Raw genomic sequence first — 18,302 nt, forward strand, 5'->3', positions numbered from 1 at the left:
ATATACGATGAAAATACGTTCAGGCAGTAAAATTGCAGCCCTGCTGGGAGGATTAACTTTCCTGGCCCTGTCCAACTCTACGGTAGCCTTTGCGGCAGATAAAGTGACTCCAGAAGATATGACTTGCCTGGAGTTTATCAATCTGGATCCTCAGGCAATGCTGCCGGTCGCCTGGTGGATGCAACATCAAGAGACAATTTATAAAGGTGGCGATACCGTTTCTCTGACAGAAACAGATACCACCAGCATTCCGCAGTTACTTGAACTCTGTAAGAAAAACCCGCAAGAAAAACTCTACAGTTTCAAAGATAAACTGGCTAAATAGATTCTGTCTTGCAGGAGGATGAGGTCGCCACTGCATGAGTGCGACCTCTTCACAGTTAGCTTGCCTCTGCTATATGAAGGCTCTCACCCAAACTGACCAGTAACTGGCAAAAACTTTCTTTATGCGAGATAAAAGGCGCATGGGCCGCTTTCGGTAAGATATACGAGAGGCTCGCTGGCCACTGCTCATCCAGTAACTCGACAATTTTACGTGGCACCAGACCATCCAGCTGTCCATAAATTCGCCAGTGCGGTACGTCAAGGGTCGCCAATAGTTCGCGTAAATCAGCCGTCTTCAGGATCTGCAACCCACCATTCAATACCTCAATACTCGGCATTGGTTGCTCAAGTACGATTGACTTCAGTAAGCGCGCATCATTCCGGGCATGTTCTGTTCCCAAGGTTTGCAGCGCCAGGAAGCGTTCTACTGTTTTCTGAAAGTCGACACTGAGCATATGCTGAAACCCGGAAAGGACATCGGGCTTAATACCAGGCCAGGCTTCTTTTGCACTAAAGCAAGGTGAAGAGGCCACACTAACCAAAGCCAGGACTCGCTCAGGATGCGTCAAGGCTATTTGCCCTGCGACTAATCCCCCCAAACTCCAGCCCAGCCAGATAGCGTGTTCTGGGATTTCTGGTGCCGCAAGGACCTTCTCTGCCATCTGTTCCAGGCTAAGTTCACCAAACCCGTGACTGCGACCATAACCTGGCAGGTCAATTCTATGAAGACGAAACTGTGCGCGGAGTTCCGGGATAATGTTATGCCAAACCTCAGCATTCAGCCCCCATCCGTGTAACAGCACAAGATCAATCTTTCCCTCGCCTTCAGTCTGCCACCACAGCGTACTCATCATTTATTGTCTCAGTTTGATTATCATGGAGGATATTATGCTAACAATCCCAGGCCGTTGCTGGCTATGCCATTTACCGCTTGCCTGCCCTTCATGGGGACTGTGTTCGAGTTGTACAGCCACATTCCCCCCTCCCTTGTCTGTCTGCCCTCAGTGCGGATTACCGGCATTAAGCGAGCGTCTGTCTTGTGGCCGCTGTCTGCTACAAACTCCCCCTTGGGATCAAATAGTTTATGTGGCCGATTACCGACCTCCGTTACGCCGTTTAATTTATGATCTGAAGTTTAACGCAACTCCTGCTCTGGCACCGGCCTTGGCTCGCCTGCTACTACTGAGTATTTTACACGCCCGCCGTACACGTCAGCTTAGGCTTCCGGATATCATACTGAGCGTTCCGCTACACCATCGTCACGTCCTCAGGCGGGGTTATAACCAAAGCGCACTTATTGCTACTTCTCTCTCCCGCTGGCTGGGCTGTCGCTACGAACCCCAGGCCATATACCGTATACAGGCTCGACTTAAGCAGCATCAGCTGAGCGCAAAGCAACGTAAATCCAATCTGAAAGGCGCTTTCAGAGTTGAAATTCCGCTATCAGGTTTCCATATCGCTATAGTGGATGATGTCGTGACGACAGGTAGTACTGTTGCAGAGATAACCCGCTTACTAAAAAAGCAGGGCGCAGCGACCATCCAGGTATGGTGCCTGTGTCGAACCTTGTAGAGACTCGATGATGGGCGTATTATGACCGACTGTAATAGTCAACTATTGAGCAATCGCTATGATCCATATTTCCGATGCTGCACAATCCCACTTTGCCAAATTACTGGCAAATCAGGAAGAAGGTACGCAGATTCGCGTATTTGTCATTAATCCTGGCACTCCGAACGCGGAGTGTGGTGTGTCTTATTGCCCGCCGGATGCGGTTGAAGCGAGCGATACTGCATTACCGTTTGAGCAATTAACCGCTTATGTGGATGAGCTGAGCGCACCTTATCTCGAAGATGCTGAAATTGATTTCGTAACCGACCAGCTGGGCTCACAACTGACGCTGAAAGCCCCCAATGCCAAAATGCGTAAAGTCGCTGACGATGCCTCACTGATGGAGCGCGTCGAATATACCCTTCAGGCAACCATTAACCCACAACTGGCAGGTCACGGTGGTAAAGTGACGTTAATGGAAATTACTGACGAAGGTCTCGCAATTTTACAATTTGGTGGCGGCTGTAATGGCTGTTCAATGGTCGATGTGACTCTGAAAGAAGGGATCGAAAAGCAACTGCTGAATGAATTCCCTGAACTGAAAGGCGTACGCGACTTAACAGAACACCAGCGCGGCGAGCACTCCTACTACTAGTTAAGAAAATGATTAAAGGAGCGAACGAATGTTCGCTCCTGGTCATTTTTTGACCGATACTATTTAGCCGCCTGACCCCATACCGATTTCTGAGTCAGGTACTGGCTTATCCACTGCTCGATACGGATTTGCTGTTGCTTATGTAATCGCATCCCAAGCTTAGTCCGGCGCCAGATAGCATCTTCCGCGCAGCGGACCCACTCATGGTCAACTAAATAACGCAGTTCTGCTTCATATAAACCACGACCGAAATATTCACCGAGTCTGCCCGCATGGTTAGCATCCCCAAGGATCTGTTCGCTTTTTGTTCCGTAAGTATGTGCCAGACGATAAGCCAGAGATTCACTAATCCAGTCATAACGACGACGCAGGACGGTGACATACTCATCACAGGAACAGCCCAAATCCCCGCCAGGTAAACGACTGGTTTTCGTCCAGGCTTCACCGCTTTCAGGATAATATTGATGCAGTTTATCCAGTGCATGCTCTGCAAGTTTACGATAAGTCGTCAGTTTGCCGCCAAATACCGACAGTAAAGGCGCTTTACCGTTATCATCCTGAATATCCAGGGTGTAATCGCGTGTCACATTCTGTAGTGAATCTGACTCATCGTCACACAAAGGACGCACCCCTGAGTAACTCCAGACGATATTTTTTTCACTGAGTTGCTTCTTAAAATTGGCATTGTAAACCTGGAGCAAATAGTCAATTTCAGATTGATCAATAGTGACAGTCTGCGGATCGCCGTGGTATTCCACATCGGTCGTACCAATAATAGAAAAATCATTCAGCCACGGAATAACAAACACAATTCGTTTGTCTTCGTTTTGCAGAATATAGGCCTGCTCTTCTTGGTGGACGCGTGGAACAACAATGTGGCTACCTTTGGTGAGGCGAATGTTATAAGGCGATGTTAGCCCCAGCCCTTCATCGAAAAAGCTTTTTACCCAAGGGCCTGCAGCATTGACGAGCCCTTTTGCATGCCAGCGAAACTGTTCGCCGCTATCACTGTCTTCGGCTTCAACAACCCAGAGACCTTCTTCACGCCATGCTTTGGTTACACGGGTACGGGTTTTAACTTCTCCGCCTTTTTGTACCACCATTTGTGCATTCGCTAACACCAGACGGGCATCGTCAACCCAGCAGTCAGAATATTCGAAACCGCGTGTTACTTCAGGTTTTAACACTGAATCTTGACCAAATCGCACGCCTTTCGAGGCAGCAAGGCTCGTACGTTTACCTAAATTATCGTAGAGATAAAGGCCGATCCGGATCATCCATGCAGGACGAAGGTGTGGACGATGGGGCAGACGGAATCGCATCGGGAAAGCAAGATGAGGGACCATATTAAGTAACACTTCACGTTCAGCAAGTGCTTCTTTTACCAAACGAAATTCATAATGTTCAAGGTAGCGTAAACCACCATGAATCAGCTTTGAACTCGCAGATGAAGTGGCACATGCTAAATCATTTTTTTCCAGCATTAGCACAGATAGCCCACGGCCAGCAGCATCTACTGCGATCCCTGCGCCGTTAATACCTCCGCCAATAACAATAAGATCTTTTATTTCCATGCCGCCCCCGAACTTTCGATAAGAACCAAAAACACTCAATAACGCTCATAATAGCAATACTGAACGAACTTAGATAATGAAAAAACATTCTCTGTGATATCGATGGCACAATGACGATAATATCAGCATGTAAAAGCGTTATGCCTTAATATAGCCGTCACAGGTCTGACTACGGTTTCGGAGCTCACTTGCATCAGTCAGGGCTATGCCTGTTAATTATTTTTTATTTATGGGATTACTTATGGATCAATTTGAATGTATTAGTCTGGAAAACGCGCATCAGAAGTTGCAGCACAAACAGGCTGTGTTAGTTGATATTCGTGACCCGCAAAGCTTTGCACTCGGACATACTCCCGGGGCATACCATCTTACCAATGACACCTTGGTTGAATTTATGCAACAGCATGACTTCGATGTCCCGGTGATGGTGATGTGTTATCACGGCAACAGTAGCAAGGGTGCAGCGCAGTATTTACTGCAGCAAGGCTACGAACAAGTGTATAGCATTGATGGTGGGTTTGATGGCTGGCATCGTCAATTTCCGGCAGAAGTCGAGAGTCACGCATAAAGCTCTCGGCCATAACGACTTATCGTTATGCTGCTTGGTCCTATTATTTGTGCCCTGAATTATTCGTATTACAAACAAAGAAGAGAAATGCTCCGCAAGTCTGGCGGGAGACGTGATATAACTCTTTGAATATATACAATAATGGGTATTAAGATGAATCAGGTTATACACTTATGATAATGATCACCTCATTCGCCAATCCACGTATTGCGCAGGCTTTTGTCGACTATATTGCAACTCAGGGTATTACTCTTACTATTCAGCAGCATACACAAACTGATATCTGGCTGGCGGATGAGAGTAAAGAACTGCAAGTTCGTACACAGTTGAAACAGTTTCTGGATAACCCCGCCGACCCACGCTATCAGGCCGCTAGCTGGAGCACCGGGCAAAGTAACGTTGGCTTTAGCTATAAACGTTACCCTTTTTTCGCCACATTGATTTCACGTGCGGGTCCGTTCACCCTGATTGTGATGGCAGCTTGTGCAATACTGTTTGTCGTTATCAGTCTTACCGGTTACCAGTCACTGTTATATGCTCTGGGTTGGCCTATTACCCCTGAACAGCACTACCAGGTCTGGCGTTATTTCAGCCATTCGTTACTTCAGTTTTCTGCACTGCAACTGGTATTTAATTTGTTATGGTGGTGGTACTTAGGCGGTGCTCTGGAGAAATGTCTGGGTACAGGTAAATTAATTACCCTGACACTTATCGCTTCTCTGCTCAGTGGCTTTATGCAAACCGCCTTTTACGGCCCCCTGTTCGGTGGTCTGTCAGGCACAGTCTTTGCGCTGATGGGCTATGTCTGGTTACGCGGGCAAAGAGATCCTGAAGGGGGTCTGCAAATGCAACGCGGGTTACTGATATTCGCGATTATTTGGCTAGTGATAGAATATTTTACTCAGTCCGTTGTGCTACCCGCACATCTGACAGGTTTCTTGGTCGGACTGGCAATGGCGCTGGGTGACACCCTGAATTTGCGAAAACGAACATAACAACGACGGAGTTGATTGTGAAGCAAACACAACGCCATGACGCGATTATTGAACGGGTGAAACAGCAGGGCTATGTCAGTACTGAAGAACTGGTAGAGCAGTTTGCCGTTAGTCCACAAACTATTCGCCGTGACCTGAACGATTTAGCCAACCAGAATATGATTCTGCGTCATCATGGTGGCGCAGCCCTGGCACTCCCGTCCAGTTCAGTTAACACACCGTGGCATGACAGAAAAGAGACACAAACCGCTGAGAAAGCTCGCATTGCTCAGTGTGTCGCCAGCAATATTCCTGATGGTGCCACCTTATTTATTGATATCGGCACTACGCCAGAAGCCGTTGCTCATGCTTTGCTGGAGCATAATAATCTGCGTATCGTGACCAACAATATGAATGTAGCGACAACACTGATGGTCAAGGAAGATTTTCGAATCATTCTTGCGGGTGGTGAATTACGGAGCCGGGACGGTGGGATTATTGGCGAAGCGACACTCGACTTTATTTCCCAGTTTCGTCTCGATTTCGGTATTCTCGGGATCAGCGGTATCGACAGCGACGGCTCACTGCTTGAGTTCGATTACCATGAAGTCCGCACTAAACGCGCCATTATTGAAAACTCACGCAATGTCCTTCTGGTAGTGGATCACTCGAAGTTTGGTCGTAATGCGATGGTTAATCTTGGAAGTATCAATCTGGTCGATGCCATTTACACCGATGCATTGCCTCCGGCGGATATTATGCAGGTAATCAAAGATAATAATATTCAGCTGGAATTATGCTGATGACTTCCCCTCCCGTTAGCGGGAGGGGAAGCAAGGTACTACAATTTTACCGGTTTGATATGCCAGATATCGTCGGCATATTCCTGGATAGTTCTGTCCGATGAGAAATACCCCATATTGGCGATATTATTCAGGGTACGCGTCGTCCAAACCTCAGGCTGTTTATAAAGCTTATCAACCTCTTCCTGGCATTCAACATAGCTTCGGTAATCAGCCAAAACCTGATAGTGATCGCCAAAGTTTATCAAAGAGTCCACCAGATCACGGTAACGCCCAGGTTCGTCAGGGCTAAAGGTACCCGTCGCAATTTGTGTCAGTACCTGATGCAGTTCTTCATCCTGGTCGTAGTATTCACGCGGGTTATACCCTTTACGGCGTAGTTCATCGACTTCATCGGAAGTGTGGCCAAAGATAAAGATGTTCTCTTCCCCAACATGCTCACGGATCTCGATATTTGCTCCATCTAAAGTCCCGATGGTAAGAGCACCGTTTAAAGCAAACTTCATATTACTGGTGCCTGATGCTTCAGTTCCCGCCAGCGAGATCTGTTCAGACAAGTCGGCCGCCGGAATGATCAACTGAGCCAGACTGACGCTATAGTTGGGAATAAAGATCACTTTCAGCTTATCTTTTACCTGCGGATCGTTATTCACAATGGCTGCTACATCATTGATTAAATGAATAATATGTTTTGCCATATAGTAAGCAGAGGCGGCTTTACCGGCAAAAATATTAACGCGTGGTACCCAGGCCGCTGTCGGATCGGCCTTTATGCGGTTATAGCGTGTGATGACATGCAGCACATTCATCAACTGACGTTTATATTCATGGATACGTTTGATTTGTACATCAAACATTGCTTTTGGATTAACAATGACATCCAGATGCTCGGCAATATAGAGCGCCAGACGCTTTTTATTCTCCAGCTTGGCCTTACTGACATCCTGATGGAACTGTGGAAAATCAATAAACTCTTGCAGTCCACTGAGTAAATTAAGGTCAGTACGCCAGTTAGGGCCAATATTTTTATCCAGCACAGTGGAAAGCGCCGGGTTAGCTAACGCCAGCCAGCGACGTGGCGTAATGCCATTCGTCTTGTTACAGAAACGGTTCGGGAAGATGCGGGAGAAATCAGCAAATAATGACTGCACCATAAGATTTGAATGCAGTGCAGAGACGCCATTCACTTTATGGCTTGCCACTACCGCTAACCACGCCATACGAACCCGACGTTCACCACCTTCCTCGATAATCGAGGTACGCCGTAATAACTCATTATCCCCTGGGAACTGTTTTTGTACACCCTTGAGGAAATAGTCGTTAATTTCGAAGATTATCTGTAAATGACGCGGCAAAATTCTGCCCAGCATATCAACAGGCCAGGTTTCAAGCGCTTCCCCCAGTAATGTATGGTTAGTATAGGAGAAGACCTGGCAGACAGTATCGAACGCGTCCTGCCACTGAAACTTATGTTCATCGATAAGCAGTCGCATCAGTTCAGGAATCGACAACACTGGGTGCGTGTCGTTGAGGTGGATAGCGATTTTATCCGTCAGATTATCAAAGGTTTTATGCGTCGTATAATGACGAGATAAAATATCCTGAACCGTCGCAGAGACAAGAAAATACTCCTGCCGTAAGCGTAGCTCACGCCCGCAATAGGTTGAGTCATCAGGATAGAGCACCCGCGAAACGTTTTCTGAATGGTTTTTATCTTCTACCGCTGCAAAATAATCCCCCTGGTTAAATTTACCCAGATTGATCTCAGTACTTGCCTGAGCACTCCAGAGACGGAGTGTATTCGTTGCATCGGTGTCGTAACCTGGAATAATTTGATCATAGGCAACAGCCAGGATCTCTTCGGTTTCCAGCCACTTCACATTGGCCCCTTCCATTTGTAAACGGCCACCAAAACGCACGGTATAACGGGTACTGTAACGCTTAAATTCCCAGGGGGCACCATACTCCAGCCAGTAGTCCGGTGACTCTTTCTGACGACCATCAATAATGCTTTGCTTAAACATACCGTAGTCATAGCGGATACCATAACCCCGGGCAGGTAAGCCGAGGGTTGTCAGTGAATCAAGGAAGCACGCGGCCAGCCGTCCCAGCCCCCCATTTCCCAATCCGGGATCGTTTTCTTCATCGATAAGTTCTTCCAGTGATAATCCCATCTCTTCAAGGGCATTGTTCACTTCATCATAAATACCTAAAGATAACATGGCATTAGAGAGTGAACGACCAATCAAGAACTCCATCGACAAATAGTAAACCTGTCGCACTTCTTGCGATACTCCGGCTCGGGTCGATTTCAACAAACGTTCAACCAGCCGATCGCGTACTGCATATAGCGTAGCATTCAACCATTCATGTTTATTGGCAACAGTAGGGTCTTTTCCCAGCATAAACATCAATTTATAGGCAATTGAATGTTTCAACGCCTCACTGTTTGAGGCGGGTGAAGAAAAAGTTAAGCGTGGATTCATTATGACGATTCCTGTTAGGTGTACACCTACATTAGACGTTGATAAAGGTCGCGATAAGACCGCGCTGCAACTTGCCAGCTAAAATCCATGCTCATGGCCTGACGCTGGACAAAACGCCACAGTGCCGGGCGAGACCACAGAACGAAGGCACGTCGAATTGCACACATTAAAGAGTTCACATCACTGTCCGGAAAGACAAATCCGGTCGCAGTCCCTTCTGACAAATTTTCCAGCGAAGAGTCAAAAACGGTATCAGCCAACCCGCCAGTATGACGAACCAGCGGTAAGGTGCCGTATTTCAGGCCATAGAGTTGAGTCAGTCCACAAGGTTCAAAACGGCTGGGTACCAGAATAACATCAGCACCCGCGATAAGACGGTGGGAAAAAGCTTCATGGTAGCCAATCTGCACCCCAACCTGTTGCGGGTATTGCGCTGCTGCAGCCAGGAATCCTTCCTGTAATACCGCATCCCCCGCTCCCAGTAATGCCAGTTGCCCGCCTTTTGCGAGTATCTCTGGCAACGCTTCCAGCAGTAAATCCAGCCCTTTTTGCGGGGTTAAACGACTGACAACGGTAAATAACAGGGCTTTGGGATTAATCGTCAGCCCCATAGAGATCTGAAGCTGTCGTTTATTTTCGGCTTTCCCTGTCAATTTTTCGCGCTCATAGATGGCAGGCAGCAATTCATCAGAAGCAGGGTTCCATATTTTATCATCGACCCCATTAAGAATGCCGGATAACCGACCTTCAGAGTGACGCTGACGGAGTAATCCTTCCATACCATAGGCATAATTAGGGTCAGTAATTTCACGGGCATAGGTTGGACTGACTGCGGTAATATGCGAAGCGTAATAGAGCCCGGCTTTTAAGAAGGATATCTGGCCATAGAATTCCAACCCATTAATATCAAAAAAGGATGCAGGTAGTTCAATATCACGCATGTGGTGTGCGTAAAACAGTCCCTGATATGCCAGATTATGTACCGTAAATACCGACTTGGCCGGACGCCCACGAACATCAAGATAGGCGGGGGTTAATCCTGCATGCCAGTCATGAGCATGCACCACTTCAGGCCGCCAGTACGGATCGAGTCCACAAGCTATTTCAGCCCCCACCCAGCCCAGTAGCGCAAAACGTATGATGTTGTCGGAATAAGCATACTGATTCTCGTCATGATAGGGACTACCCGGACGGGAATAAAGATGCGGGGCGTCTATCAGATAAACACCTATCCCATTGAAATATCCATAAAGTAAGCGGATATGACCGGCAAAAGTATCTCGCCTGGCGACGACTTGTCGATCGCTCACGCCCGCCAGAATATCCGGGAAAGCAGGCAATAATATGCGGACATCACAACCATCGGCAATTTGTGCCGCAGGTAATGCACCCAGTACATCTGCCAGTCCGCCTGTTTTAAGCAGCGGATACATTTCGGCGCTCACATGTAAGACCTGCATTCTCACTCCCGTATTCATTGCTATGTTGTTGGCCTCCCTGCCATCTGACAAAACGGCGTATCGCTAATAGCGTGTCAGTCCTTAAGCCGCCTCAGCATCTCACGAGTAATCAGTACAACGCCCTCTTCTGAACGATAGAAGCGCTGAGCATCCTCTACCGCATTTTCTCCAACCACCATTCCCTCAGGAATAACACAAGCCCGGTCGATAATGCAGCGGCGCAAGCGGCAAGAGCGGCCGATCACCACGTCAGGCAATAAAATTGAGCTATCTATATTACAAAATGAGTTCACGCGAACACGCGAGAACAGTATTGACTGAGCAACTACGGAACCGGAGATTATGCAGCCTCCGGATACCAGGGAGTTCAGCGTCATACCATGGCTACCTGAACGATCCTGGACAAACTTAGCCGGTGGCAGAGATTCAATATAGGTACGAATCGGCCAATTATTGTCATACATATCCAGCTCTGGCGTTACAGAGGCCAGATCAAGGTTTGCTTTCCAGTAAGCTTCAAGCGTACCGACATCACGCCAGTAAGGTTCAGCATTCGGATCAGATTGAACACAAGAGAGCGTAAAGGAGTGGGCGTAGGCCTCACCAGACAGGGTTACTTTAGGGATGATATCTTTACCAAAATCATGGCTGGAGTTTTCATCAAGGTCATCTTCTTCAAGAAGCTCAAAGAGATAGTCAGCATCGAAAATATAAATCCCCATACTGGCGAGGGACTTGGTATCGTCGCCAGGCATAGTGGGTGGGTATTCAGGCTTTTCGACAAAATCGATAATCTTCGAGGTTTCATCGACAGCCATAACCCCAAGAGCTGAAGCTTCTGTCACCGGAACAGGAATACAGGCGACTGAACAGCGGGCGCCTTTTTCTACGTGGTCTATCAACATGCGGGAGTAATCTTGTTTATAAACATGATCTCCCGCCAGAATGACAATATATTTAGCCGAATAGCGACGGATAACGTCCAGATTCTGAGTGACCGCATCAGCAGTACCACGATACCAGTTTTCGCCACCAACGCGCTGCTGTGCAGGCAACAGGTCGACAAACTCATTCATCTCTTCACTAAAGAAAGACCAGGCGCGTTGAATATGTTTAACCAAGGTGTGAGACTGATACTGAGTAATAACCCCAATCCGGCGGATACCTGAGTTAATGCAGTTGGAGAGTGCAAAATCGATAATACGGAACTTACCCCCAAAGTGAACGGCAGGTTTCGCACGTGTATTCGTCAAGTCTTTAAGCCGGGTCCCTCGGCCACCGGCCAGAATTAATGCAACAGACTGAATTGGCAGTTGGCGTGCCAACATTAACGGGTCCTTTTTCTCAAATCTAACCATGATTTTTCTCCTTTCATGACCGCTGTAGCACACACACGCTCTGTGCAGAACACTGCCATGAAGTCATTACAGCCTGGTTATCTTTTCCGGCAAATGGAGAGACTGCATACCACTCCCCCTCAGCCAGGGTTATATCCGCGATTTCATCCGTCGCGTTAATAAGCAAAAGCCATTGAGTTGATAACTGAATTTGTAAACAGCGCATCCCGTTATTCCATTCATCAATGGCTAAAGGTTGTCCTGCATGATTAAGCCAGCGTACTTGTCCGTCACCTTCGTCCCACCACTGGTTATCGGTGAGTGCTGCCAGAGCCTTGCGAAGATGGATAAGTGCCGCGGTGAAATCCGTTAATCCATCGTCCTGCGTCGTCCAGTCAAGCCAGGTCAGCTCATTATTCTGACAATAGGCATTGTTGTTACCTTGCTGACTATGGCCTCGCTCATCGCCTGCCAATAGCATCGGTGTGCCTTGAGACAGTAGCAGGGTGGTCAGTAACGCCTGGATACTACGCAGGCGTCTGTCCTCAATGGTTTGGTCGGCCTCCAAACCTTCAATACCATGGTTATAACTATAGTTATTGCCGCTCCCATCACGGTTATTTTCACCGTTAGCCTGATTATGTTTTTGACTGAAACTCACACAATCGCGTAAGGTAAAACCATCATGTGCAGTGATTAAATTAATCGTGTTGGAAGGGCGCTTATCGCCACGGCGATAGAGATCGCTGGAAGCGGCAAACCGACGAGCGAACTCACCGTTTGAGAGATTGTGTTGCAACCAAAAGCGCCGGGTTTCATCGCGAAAATGGTCATTCCACTCAGCGAAATGGGACGGAAAATTGCCCACTTGATAACCACCTGGGCCAATATCCCAGGGTTCAGCAATGCATTTCACTTTCGCCAGGCAGGGGTCATTTTTAATGGCTTCAAACAGGGGGGCATCGGGGCGAAATTCGGGTGTCCGGCCGAGCACTGTTGCCAGGTCAAACCGAAAACCATCGACATGAAAGCTCTCAACCCAGTAACGCAAACAATCTATGACCTGGGCCATAACGCCCGGATGATTTAAATTGAGCGTATTACCGCAGCCGGTCCAGTTTTGATAGTCGCCATTGTCCATTAACCAGTAATAACTGCGGTTATCAATTCCGCGGAATGATAACGTCGGGCCTTCCCTGTCCAATTCAGCACTGTGGTTAAACACCACATCGAGCAGTACTTCAATGCCCGCTTTATGAAGGGCTTTAATTGCTCCGCGCAGCTCATTCGCCGCCAGACTTGAATTCCCTTCAACGGCATAGGAAGCCGAAGCGGCATAAAAAGCGCGTGGGTTGTAGCCCCAGTAATTTTGCAGCCCGAGCGTTGCCAGACGTGGCTCAGTAACAAAATCAGCCACGGGCAACAACTCGATAGCCGTAATGCCCAGACGTTTAAAATAGGCAATCATCACGGGATGACCGAGCGCAGCATAGGTTCCACGTAAAGCTTCAGGAATATCGGGATGAAGCTGAGTCAGGCCTCGTACATGGGCTTCGTAGATAACCGTCTGTCCCCATGGCGTTGCGGGATGTTTATCGTCCTGCCAGTCAAAGTTATCTTCAACAACAACGGACTTGGCCATCCAGGGCGCACTGTCCTGCTGGTCAGGGTTCTCTGCGTCATCATGGAAAGAAGGATGGTTTTCTACACCTCCAGCCACCTGTCGCGTACAAGGGTCAAGCAGCAACTTGGCTGGATTAAAACGTTCACCACGGGGTAATGACCAGGGGCCATAAACGCGATAGCCATAACGCTGACCAGGTTTGACACCAGGCAGGTAGCCATGCCAGATATCGCCGCTGCGCCCAGGCAAACAATAGCGTTGCTCATTGCCTTCGCTGTCAAATAAGCATAATTCGACCTTTTCAGCACCGGCTGAAAACAAAGTAAAATTTACGCCTTCACCATCATAGAATGAACCGTAAGGTACTGACTTTCCCTCTAAAATCGCTGTCATTACGGCTCCTTAACCAACCAGATGGTCGAAAGCGGTGGTAAGGTCAGGCTCAACGAGTCGCTGCGCGCATGGCTGGCTATCGCATCGCTCTCAATAATGCCTGCATTGCCGCTATTACTGCCGTGGTAATACATTGAGTCGGTGTTGATCACTTCGCGCCAGCGCCCTGGCTGGTTGATACCAAAGCGATAGTGATAACGGGGTACTGGCGTAAAGTTACTGGCAACAATCACTTCATTGCCTTTTGCATCACGGCGTACAAAGATAAAGACCGAGTTAGCAAAATCATCTACAACCAGCCATTCAAAACCGGCTTCATCAAAGTCCAGTTCATACATCGGCGCATGGTCGCGATAGCAATAGTTAAGGTCACGCACCAGACGCTGAACCCCGTTATGCCAGTTGTCATCACCTTCAAGTAAGTGCCAGTCAAGGCTGCTGTCGTGGTTCCACTCGCGCCCCTGGGCAAATTCATTCCCCATAAACAGCAATTTTTTACCGGGAAATGCCCACATCCAGCCATAGTAAGCGCGTAAATTGGCAAATTTCTGCCAGACATCACCCGGCATGCGATCGAGAATCGATTTTTTACCGTGTACCACCTCATCATGTGACAGGGGCAAAACAAAATTTTCGGTGCCGTTATACAGCATACCGAAGGTCATTTTATCGTGGTGATGCTGACGGTAAACCGGGTCCAGTTTCATATAATCAAGGGTGTCGTGCATCCAACCCAAATTCCATTTAAACCAGAAACCCAGCCCTCCCATGCTCGGTGGTCGAGAGACACCCGGGAAATCGGTCGACTCTTCTGCCATTGTCACCGCACCCGGTGTTTGCTCACCAATAATCCGGTTGGTGTTACGTAGAAATTCAATCGCTTCCAGATTGTCACGGCCACCAAATTCATTGGGTACCCATTCCCCCTCTTTGCGGCTGTAATCGCGATAAATCATCGATGCGACTGCATCAACACGTAAGCCATCAATACCAAAGCGCTCAATCCAGTACAGCGCATTGCCGGCCAGATAATTACTGACTTCATGCCGTCCGTAGTTATAAATCAGCGTATCCCAGTCTTGATGACGTCCTTCACGCGGATCGCTATATTCATAGAGAGCCGTTCCATCAAACTGCGCCAAGCCTGTTTCATCGGTCGGGAAATGGCCCGGAACCCAGTCCAGCAAGACATTCAGCCCGGCATCATGCGCGGCATTAACAAAATAGAGGAAATCATCACGAGGACCAAAACGTCGGGTCGGGGCGTAGATGCCTTGCGGCTGATAGCCCCAGCTCCCGTCAAAAGGGTGTTCGTTAATTGGCAGTAGTTCAAGGTGGGTAAAGCCCATCTCTTTAACATAAGGGATCAGCTGATCCGCCAGTTCGCGATAACTCAGCCAAAAGTTATTATCGGTATGGCGTCGCCAGGAGCCCAAATGCACTTCATAGATAGAAATTGGCCGGGAGAAATTGTTGGCTTGCTGGCGCTCAGGACTGAGTTCCGTTTTTTCCGGTAGCCCACAAATAACAGACGCCGTTTCAGGTCGCATTTGCGACTCAAGAGCATAAGGGTCAGCTTTAATACGTAGCTGCCCGTGAGTATCAAGCAGCTCAAATTTATATAAGTGTCCTTGCCGCACGCCTGGAATAAATAGCTCCCAGATCCCGCTTTCTTTACGTAATCGCATGGGATGCCGACGACCATCCCAGAAATTAAACTCACCAACCACTGACACTCTTTGTGCATTAGGAGCCCATACTGAGAATCGCGTACCGGAAACCCCATCCATCATCAGGGGATGCGCGCCCAAACTTTCATAAGGACGCAAGTGGGTTCCTTCAGATAATAGCCAGCTATCCAGCTCCTGGATCAATGTGCCGAAGCGGTAAGGATCATCTATTTGTACATCCTGACCAAACCACGTCACGGTAAGTTGATAACGAAAAGGGTTTTTACGCCTGGGGATCACGCCGCTAAAGAAGCCGCGGGCATCAATACAGTTCAGTTTGGCTACTTTACGCCCGGTTTTGCTATCCATCACCCAGACATCGCTGGCATCAGGTAACAGAGCACGAACTTCAATCCCGGCCGCTGTTTCATGCATCCCCAGTAAAGAGAATGGGTCGGCAAAATGTCCTGCAATCAACGTATCAATCACGTCTTTCTCTGGCAAAACAGACATTGCACATCTCCCTGTTAATTTACAACGTGTAAACAGTCATGTTCATTGTGCACATCGACATGACACTGATATTGATGATGACAATAAATCAGCCTCTATTATCAGAATTCACTCACACTATTATTTAAGGATAGCTAATGGATTTCACTTAGAGAGTGAAGTTGATCAATGAATATTGTTTTTATATGACAAAAATAAATAAACAGGCTTAAAAGGTCTTTATTACGCCATAAATGAGTTATTTTTTATCTGCTAAGACTGTGAGGGAGTGGAAATTATATTTATTTAAAATCAATAGATTAATTGTTTTATGTTAACACTAAGTACAATAAAGTTGCTGTTAATGCTTTATTGTTCGTAAACGTAAATAATTTAATTATCTGTTCAGAATACGCTGGGTATAGAAAGACGATATGACTCGGCCCATCTGCCGGAAGGCATCCCCCACCATCTGAGCGGTGGGGGAGAAAAATAGAATATTACGCCAGGGAACGCAGCATACGGCGTAACGGCTCTGCCGCACCCCATAACAGCTGATCGCCGACAGTAAATGCTGAGATGTATTCAGGACCCATATTCAATTTACGCAGACGTCCTACTGGTGTCAGCAGCGTTCCGGTCACTGCCGCAGGCGTCAGCTCACGCATTGTGATATCACGGTCATTAGGAACCACTTTCGCCCACGGATTATGTGCTGCCAGTAATTCTTCAACCGTTGGGATAGAGACATCTTTTTTCAGTTTGATAGTGAAAGCCTGACTATGGCAACGTAACGCACCAATACGAACACATAAACCATCAACAGGGATCGCAGTTGAGGTCGCAAGGATTTTATTGGTCTCAGCCTGGCCTTTCCACTCTTCGCGGCTCTGGCCGTTATCCAACTGTTTGTCTATCCATGGGATCAGGCTGCCCGCCAGCGGAACACCAAAGTTATCGACTGACAGTCGGTCGCTACGACCCAGCGCGGTGACCTTACGTTCGATATCCAAAATCGCAGAAGATGGAGACGCCAGTTCACCGGAGACTTCCTGATGCAGGTGTCCCATTTGGTTCAGCAATTCACGCATATGGCGCGCACCGCCACCCGAAGCCGCCTGGTAAGTTGCCACAGAAACCCAGTCAACAAGGTTATTTGCAAACAGGCCACCCAAGGACATCAGCATCAGACTTACGGTACAGTTACCGCCAACAAAGGTTTTAATTCCTTTATTCAGGCCGTCTTCGATGACATGCTGGTTAACCGGATCAAGGATAATAATGGCGTCATCTTTCATACGCAGTGAAGACGCAGCATCAATCCAGTAACCCTGCCAGCCACTCTCACGCAGCTTTGGATAGATTTCATTGGTATAATCACCGCCCTGACAGGAGACGATAATATCCAGGGCCTTCAACGCTTCCAGGTCACTGGCATTCTGTAACGTACCGCCATTAACCCCAGCAAAAGCGGGTGCAGGCTCTCCCGCCTGGGAAGTGGAGAAGAAAACCGGACGAATGGCGTCAAAGTCGCGTTCTTCTACCATGCGTTGCATGAGTACAGAACCGACCATTCCACGCCAACCAACAAAACCTACATTTTTCATAAAAATTAATCCTGCTGAGATGATTGCGTATAAAAGTGAGTGATATTTATATACCCACATTACAAAATGCAGCAGAAGTCGCAAGTGAAATTAATCAATGATTTCGGTTATATCAGAAACAAAGCTTATTATTGAGAATTAACAAGGACCTTCAGAAAAAAAATGAATGAAATAATCACGGCTACCGTCCTGCTATTTTTGATTATGGACCCACTGGGTAACCTGCCTATCTTTATGTCAGTGCTTAAACATACCGAGCCAAAGCGACGCCGGGCCATCATGATCCGTGAACTGCTGATAGCCCTGACACTGATGCTGGTTTTTTTATTTGCCGGGGAAAAAATTCTCTCATTCTTAAACCTGCGGGCAGAAACGGTCTCTATATCCGGCGGCATTATTCTTTTCCTTATCGCGATTAAGATGATTTTTCCAGGTAATGAAGGCAATGCCAGCGGGCTTCCTGCAGGAGAAGAGCCGTTTATCGTTCCACTGGCGATCCCGCTGGTTGCCGGCCCCTCTTTGCTGGCTACATTAATGTTGTTATCCCATCAGTACCCCAACCAAATGGGACACCTGGTGATAGCCCTGATGTTAGCCTGGGGCGGTACCGTCGCTATTTTACTTCAGTCATCACTTTTCCTGCGCCTGCTGGGAGAAAAAGGCGTTAATGCCCTCGAGCGACTGATGGGCCTGGTGCTGGTGATGATTGCCACACAAATGTTCCTCGACGGGATACGTGTCTGGATGCAGGGATGATATTCAACAAGGGATATCAGCAAAATAA

General features: G+C 47.8%; 15 protein-coding genes. 7 read left to right on the forward strand and 8 right to left on the reverse strand.

Annotated elements, in window-relative coordinates; translation table 11 throughout:
• The first annotated feature begins 7 nt into the window (after nt 1–7).
• Entirely contained in the window at nt 8–325 is a 318-nt protein-coding gene (hdeB, locus tag Q1A40_RS06565; RefSeq protein WP_299998649.1) for an acid-activated periplasmic chaperone HdeB, read from the forward strand.
• A gap of 55 nt (nt 326–380) precedes the next feature.
• On the opposite strand, the gene bioH is transcribed toward hdeB, so the two are convergent.
• Complete coding sequence (gene bioH, locus Q1A40_RS06570; RefSeq protein WP_299998919.1) at nt 381–1,175, reverse strand: pimeloyl-ACP methyl ester esterase BioH; 795 nt, start codon at nt 1,173–1,175, stop codon at nt 381–383.
• 37 nt (nt 1,176–1,212) lie between these two features.
• On the opposite strand from bioH, the gene gntX reads away from it, so the two are divergent.
• Nucleotides 1,213–1,896 carry a DNA utilization protein GntX gene (gene gntX / locus Q1A40_RS06575; protein WP_299998650.1) on the forward strand — a complete coding sequence of 228 codons (684 nt, stop codon included), beginning with the start codon at nt 1,213–1,215 and terminating at the stop codon, nt 1,894–1,896.
• A 58-nt stretch (nt 1,897–1,954) separates the two neighbouring features.
• Nucleotides 1,955–2,530 (forward strand): Fe-S biogenesis protein NfuA, encoded by a 576-nt coding sequence (nfuA, locus tag Q1A40_RS06580; protein WP_299998651.1) that lies wholly within the window; start codon nt 1,955–1,957, stop codon nt 2,528–2,530.
• A gap of 59 nt (nt 2,531–2,589) precedes the next feature.
• Here nfuA and glpD read toward each other — a convergent pair whose 3' ends face one another.
• Complete coding sequence (glpD, locus tag Q1A40_RS06585; RefSeq protein WP_299998652.1) at nt 2,590–4,104, reverse strand: glycerol-3-phosphate dehydrogenase; 1,515 nt, start codon at nt 4,102–4,104, stop codon at nt 2,590–2,592.
• 241 nt (nt 4,105–4,345) lie between these two features.
• Here glpD and glpE point away from each other — a divergent pair, with 241 nt between their 5' ends.
• The 3 genes from glpE (at nt 4,346) to Q1A40_RS06600 (ending at nt 6,449) form a co-directional block, all read left to right on the forward strand.
• Nucleotides 4,346–4,672 (forward strand): thiosulfate sulfurtransferase GlpE, encoded by a 327-nt coding sequence (glpE, locus tag Q1A40_RS06590; RefSeq protein ID WP_299998654.1) that lies wholly within the window; start codon nt 4,346–4,348, stop codon nt 4,670–4,672.
• 173 nt (nt 4,673–4,845) lie between these two features.
• On the forward strand, nt 4,846–5,667 hold the full coding sequence (glpG, locus tag Q1A40_RS06595) for a rhomboid family intramembrane serine protease GlpG (RefSeq protein WP_299998655.1): 822 nt from the start codon (nt 4,846–4,848) through the stop codon (nt 5,665–5,667).
• Between the two features lie 17 nt (nt 5,668–5,684).
• On the forward strand, nt 5,685–6,449 hold the full coding sequence (locus Q1A40_RS06600; protein WP_299998656.1) for a DeoR/GlpR family transcriptional regulator: 765 nt from the start codon (nt 5,685–5,687) through the stop codon (nt 6,447–6,449).
• A 38-nt stretch (nt 6,450–6,487) separates the two neighbouring features.
• Here Q1A40_RS06600 and glgP read toward each other — a convergent pair whose 3' ends face one another.
• The 6 genes from glgP to asd all read right to left on the reverse strand — a co-directional run bounded on the left by glgP (nt 6,488) and on the right by asd (nt 17,518).
• Entirely contained in the window at nt 6,488–8,935 is a 2,448-nt protein-coding gene (gene glgP / locus Q1A40_RS06605) for a glycogen phosphorylase (RefSeq protein ID WP_299998657.1), read from the reverse strand.
• A 26-nt stretch (nt 8,936–8,961) separates the two neighbouring features.
• Nucleotides 8,962–10,395 carry a glycogen synthase GlgA gene (gene glgA / locus Q1A40_RS06610; RefSeq protein WP_299998658.1) on the reverse strand — a complete coding sequence of 478 codons (1,434 nt, stop codon included), beginning with the start codon at nt 10,393–10,395 and terminating at the stop codon, nt 8,962–8,964.
• Nucleotides 10,396–10,469: 74 nt separating this feature from the next.
• A complete protein-coding gene (gene glgC / locus Q1A40_RS06615; protein WP_299998659.1) occupies nt 10,470–11,753 on the reverse strand; it encodes a glucose-1-phosphate adenylyltransferase in 1,284 nt (427 codons plus the stop codon).
• 13 nt (nt 11,754–11,766) lie between these two features.
• Nucleotides 11,767–13,749, reverse strand: coding sequence for a glycogen debranching protein GlgX (gene glgX, locus Q1A40_RS06620; RefSeq protein WP_299998660.1), 1,983 nt, complete (start codon nt 13,747–13,749; stop codon nt 11,767–11,769).
• Entirely contained in the window at nt 13,749–15,932 is a 2,184-nt protein-coding gene (gene glgB, locus Q1A40_RS06625; RefSeq protein WP_299998661.1) for a 1,4-alpha-glucan branching enzyme, read from the reverse strand. The genes glgX and glgB overlap by 1 nt, the downstream gene beginning before the upstream one ends.
• A 479-nt stretch (nt 15,933–16,411) precedes the next feature.
• A complete protein-coding gene (gene asd, locus Q1A40_RS06630; protein WP_299998662.1) occupies nt 16,412–17,518 on the reverse strand; it encodes an aspartate-semialdehyde dehydrogenase in 1,107 nt (368 codons plus the stop codon).
• Nucleotides 17,519–17,680: 162 nt separating this feature from the next.
• Between asd and Q1A40_RS06635 the strand changes: the two genes are divergently transcribed.
• Nucleotides 17,681–18,274 carry a YhgN family NAAT transporter gene (locus Q1A40_RS06635; protein ID WP_299998663.1) on the forward strand — a complete coding sequence of 198 codons (594 nt, stop codon included), beginning with the start codon at nt 17,681–17,683 and terminating at the stop codon, nt 18,272–18,274.
• Nucleotides 18,275–18,302 lie beyond the last annotated feature (28 nt).

This window comes from uncultured Cedecea sp., from assembly GCF_947498825.1.
Taxonomy (GTDB): Bacteria; Pseudomonadota; Gammaproteobacteria; order Enterobacterales; family Enterobacteriaceae; genus JGM124.

Bases quoted from the DNA above. Each gene is read 5' to 3' on its own strand.
- hdeB (WP_299998649.1), top strand. From the start codon at position 8: ATGAAAATACGTTCAGGCAGTAAAATTGCAGCCCTGCTGGGAGGATTA.
- bioH (WP_299998919.1), bottom strand. From the start codon at position 1,175: ATGAGTACGCTGTGGTGGCAGACTGAAGGCGAGGGAAAGATTGATCTT.
- gntX (WP_299998650.1), top strand. From the start codon at position 1,213: ATGCTAACAATCCCAGGCCGTTGCTGGCTATGCCATTTACCGCTTGCC.
- nfuA (WP_299998651.1), top strand. From the start codon at position 1,955: ATGATCCATATTTCCGATGCTGCACAATCCCACTTTGCCAAATTACTG.
- glpD (WP_299998652.1), bottom strand. From the start codon at position 4,104: ATGGAAATAAAAGATCTTATTGTTATTGGCGGAGGTATTAACGGCGCA.
- glpE (WP_299998654.1), top strand. From the start codon at position 4,346: ATGGATCAATTTGAATGTATTAGTCTGGAAAACGCGCATCAGAAGTTG.
- glpG (WP_299998655.1), top strand. From the start codon at position 4,846: ATGATAATGATCACCTCATTCGCCAATCCACGTATTGCGCAGGCTTTT.
- glgP (WP_299998657.1), bottom strand. From the start codon at position 8,935: ATGAATCCACGCTTAACTTTTTCTTCACCCGCCTCAAACAGTGAGGCG.
- glgA (WP_299998658.1), bottom strand. From the start codon at position 10,395: ATGCAGGTCTTACATGTGAGCGCCGAAATGTATCCGCTGCTTAAAACA.
- glgC (WP_299998659.1), bottom strand. From the start codon at position 11,753: ATGGTTAGATTTGAGAAAAAGGACCCGTTAATGTTGGCACGCCAACTG.
- glgX (WP_299998660.1), bottom strand. From the start codon at position 13,749: ATGACAGCGATTTTAGAGGGAAAGTCAGTACCTTACGGTTCATTCTAT.
- glgB (WP_299998661.1), bottom strand. From the start codon at position 15,932: ATGTCTGTTTTGCCAGAGAAAGACGTGATTGATACGTTGATTGCAGGA.
- asd (WP_299998662.1), bottom strand. From the start codon at position 17,518: ATGAAAAATGTAGGTTTTGTTGGTTGGCGTGGAATGGTCGGTTCTGTA.
- Q1A40_RS06635 (WP_299998663.1), top strand. From the start codon at position 17,681: ATGAATGAAATAATCACGGCTACCGTCCTGCTATTTTTGATTATGGAC.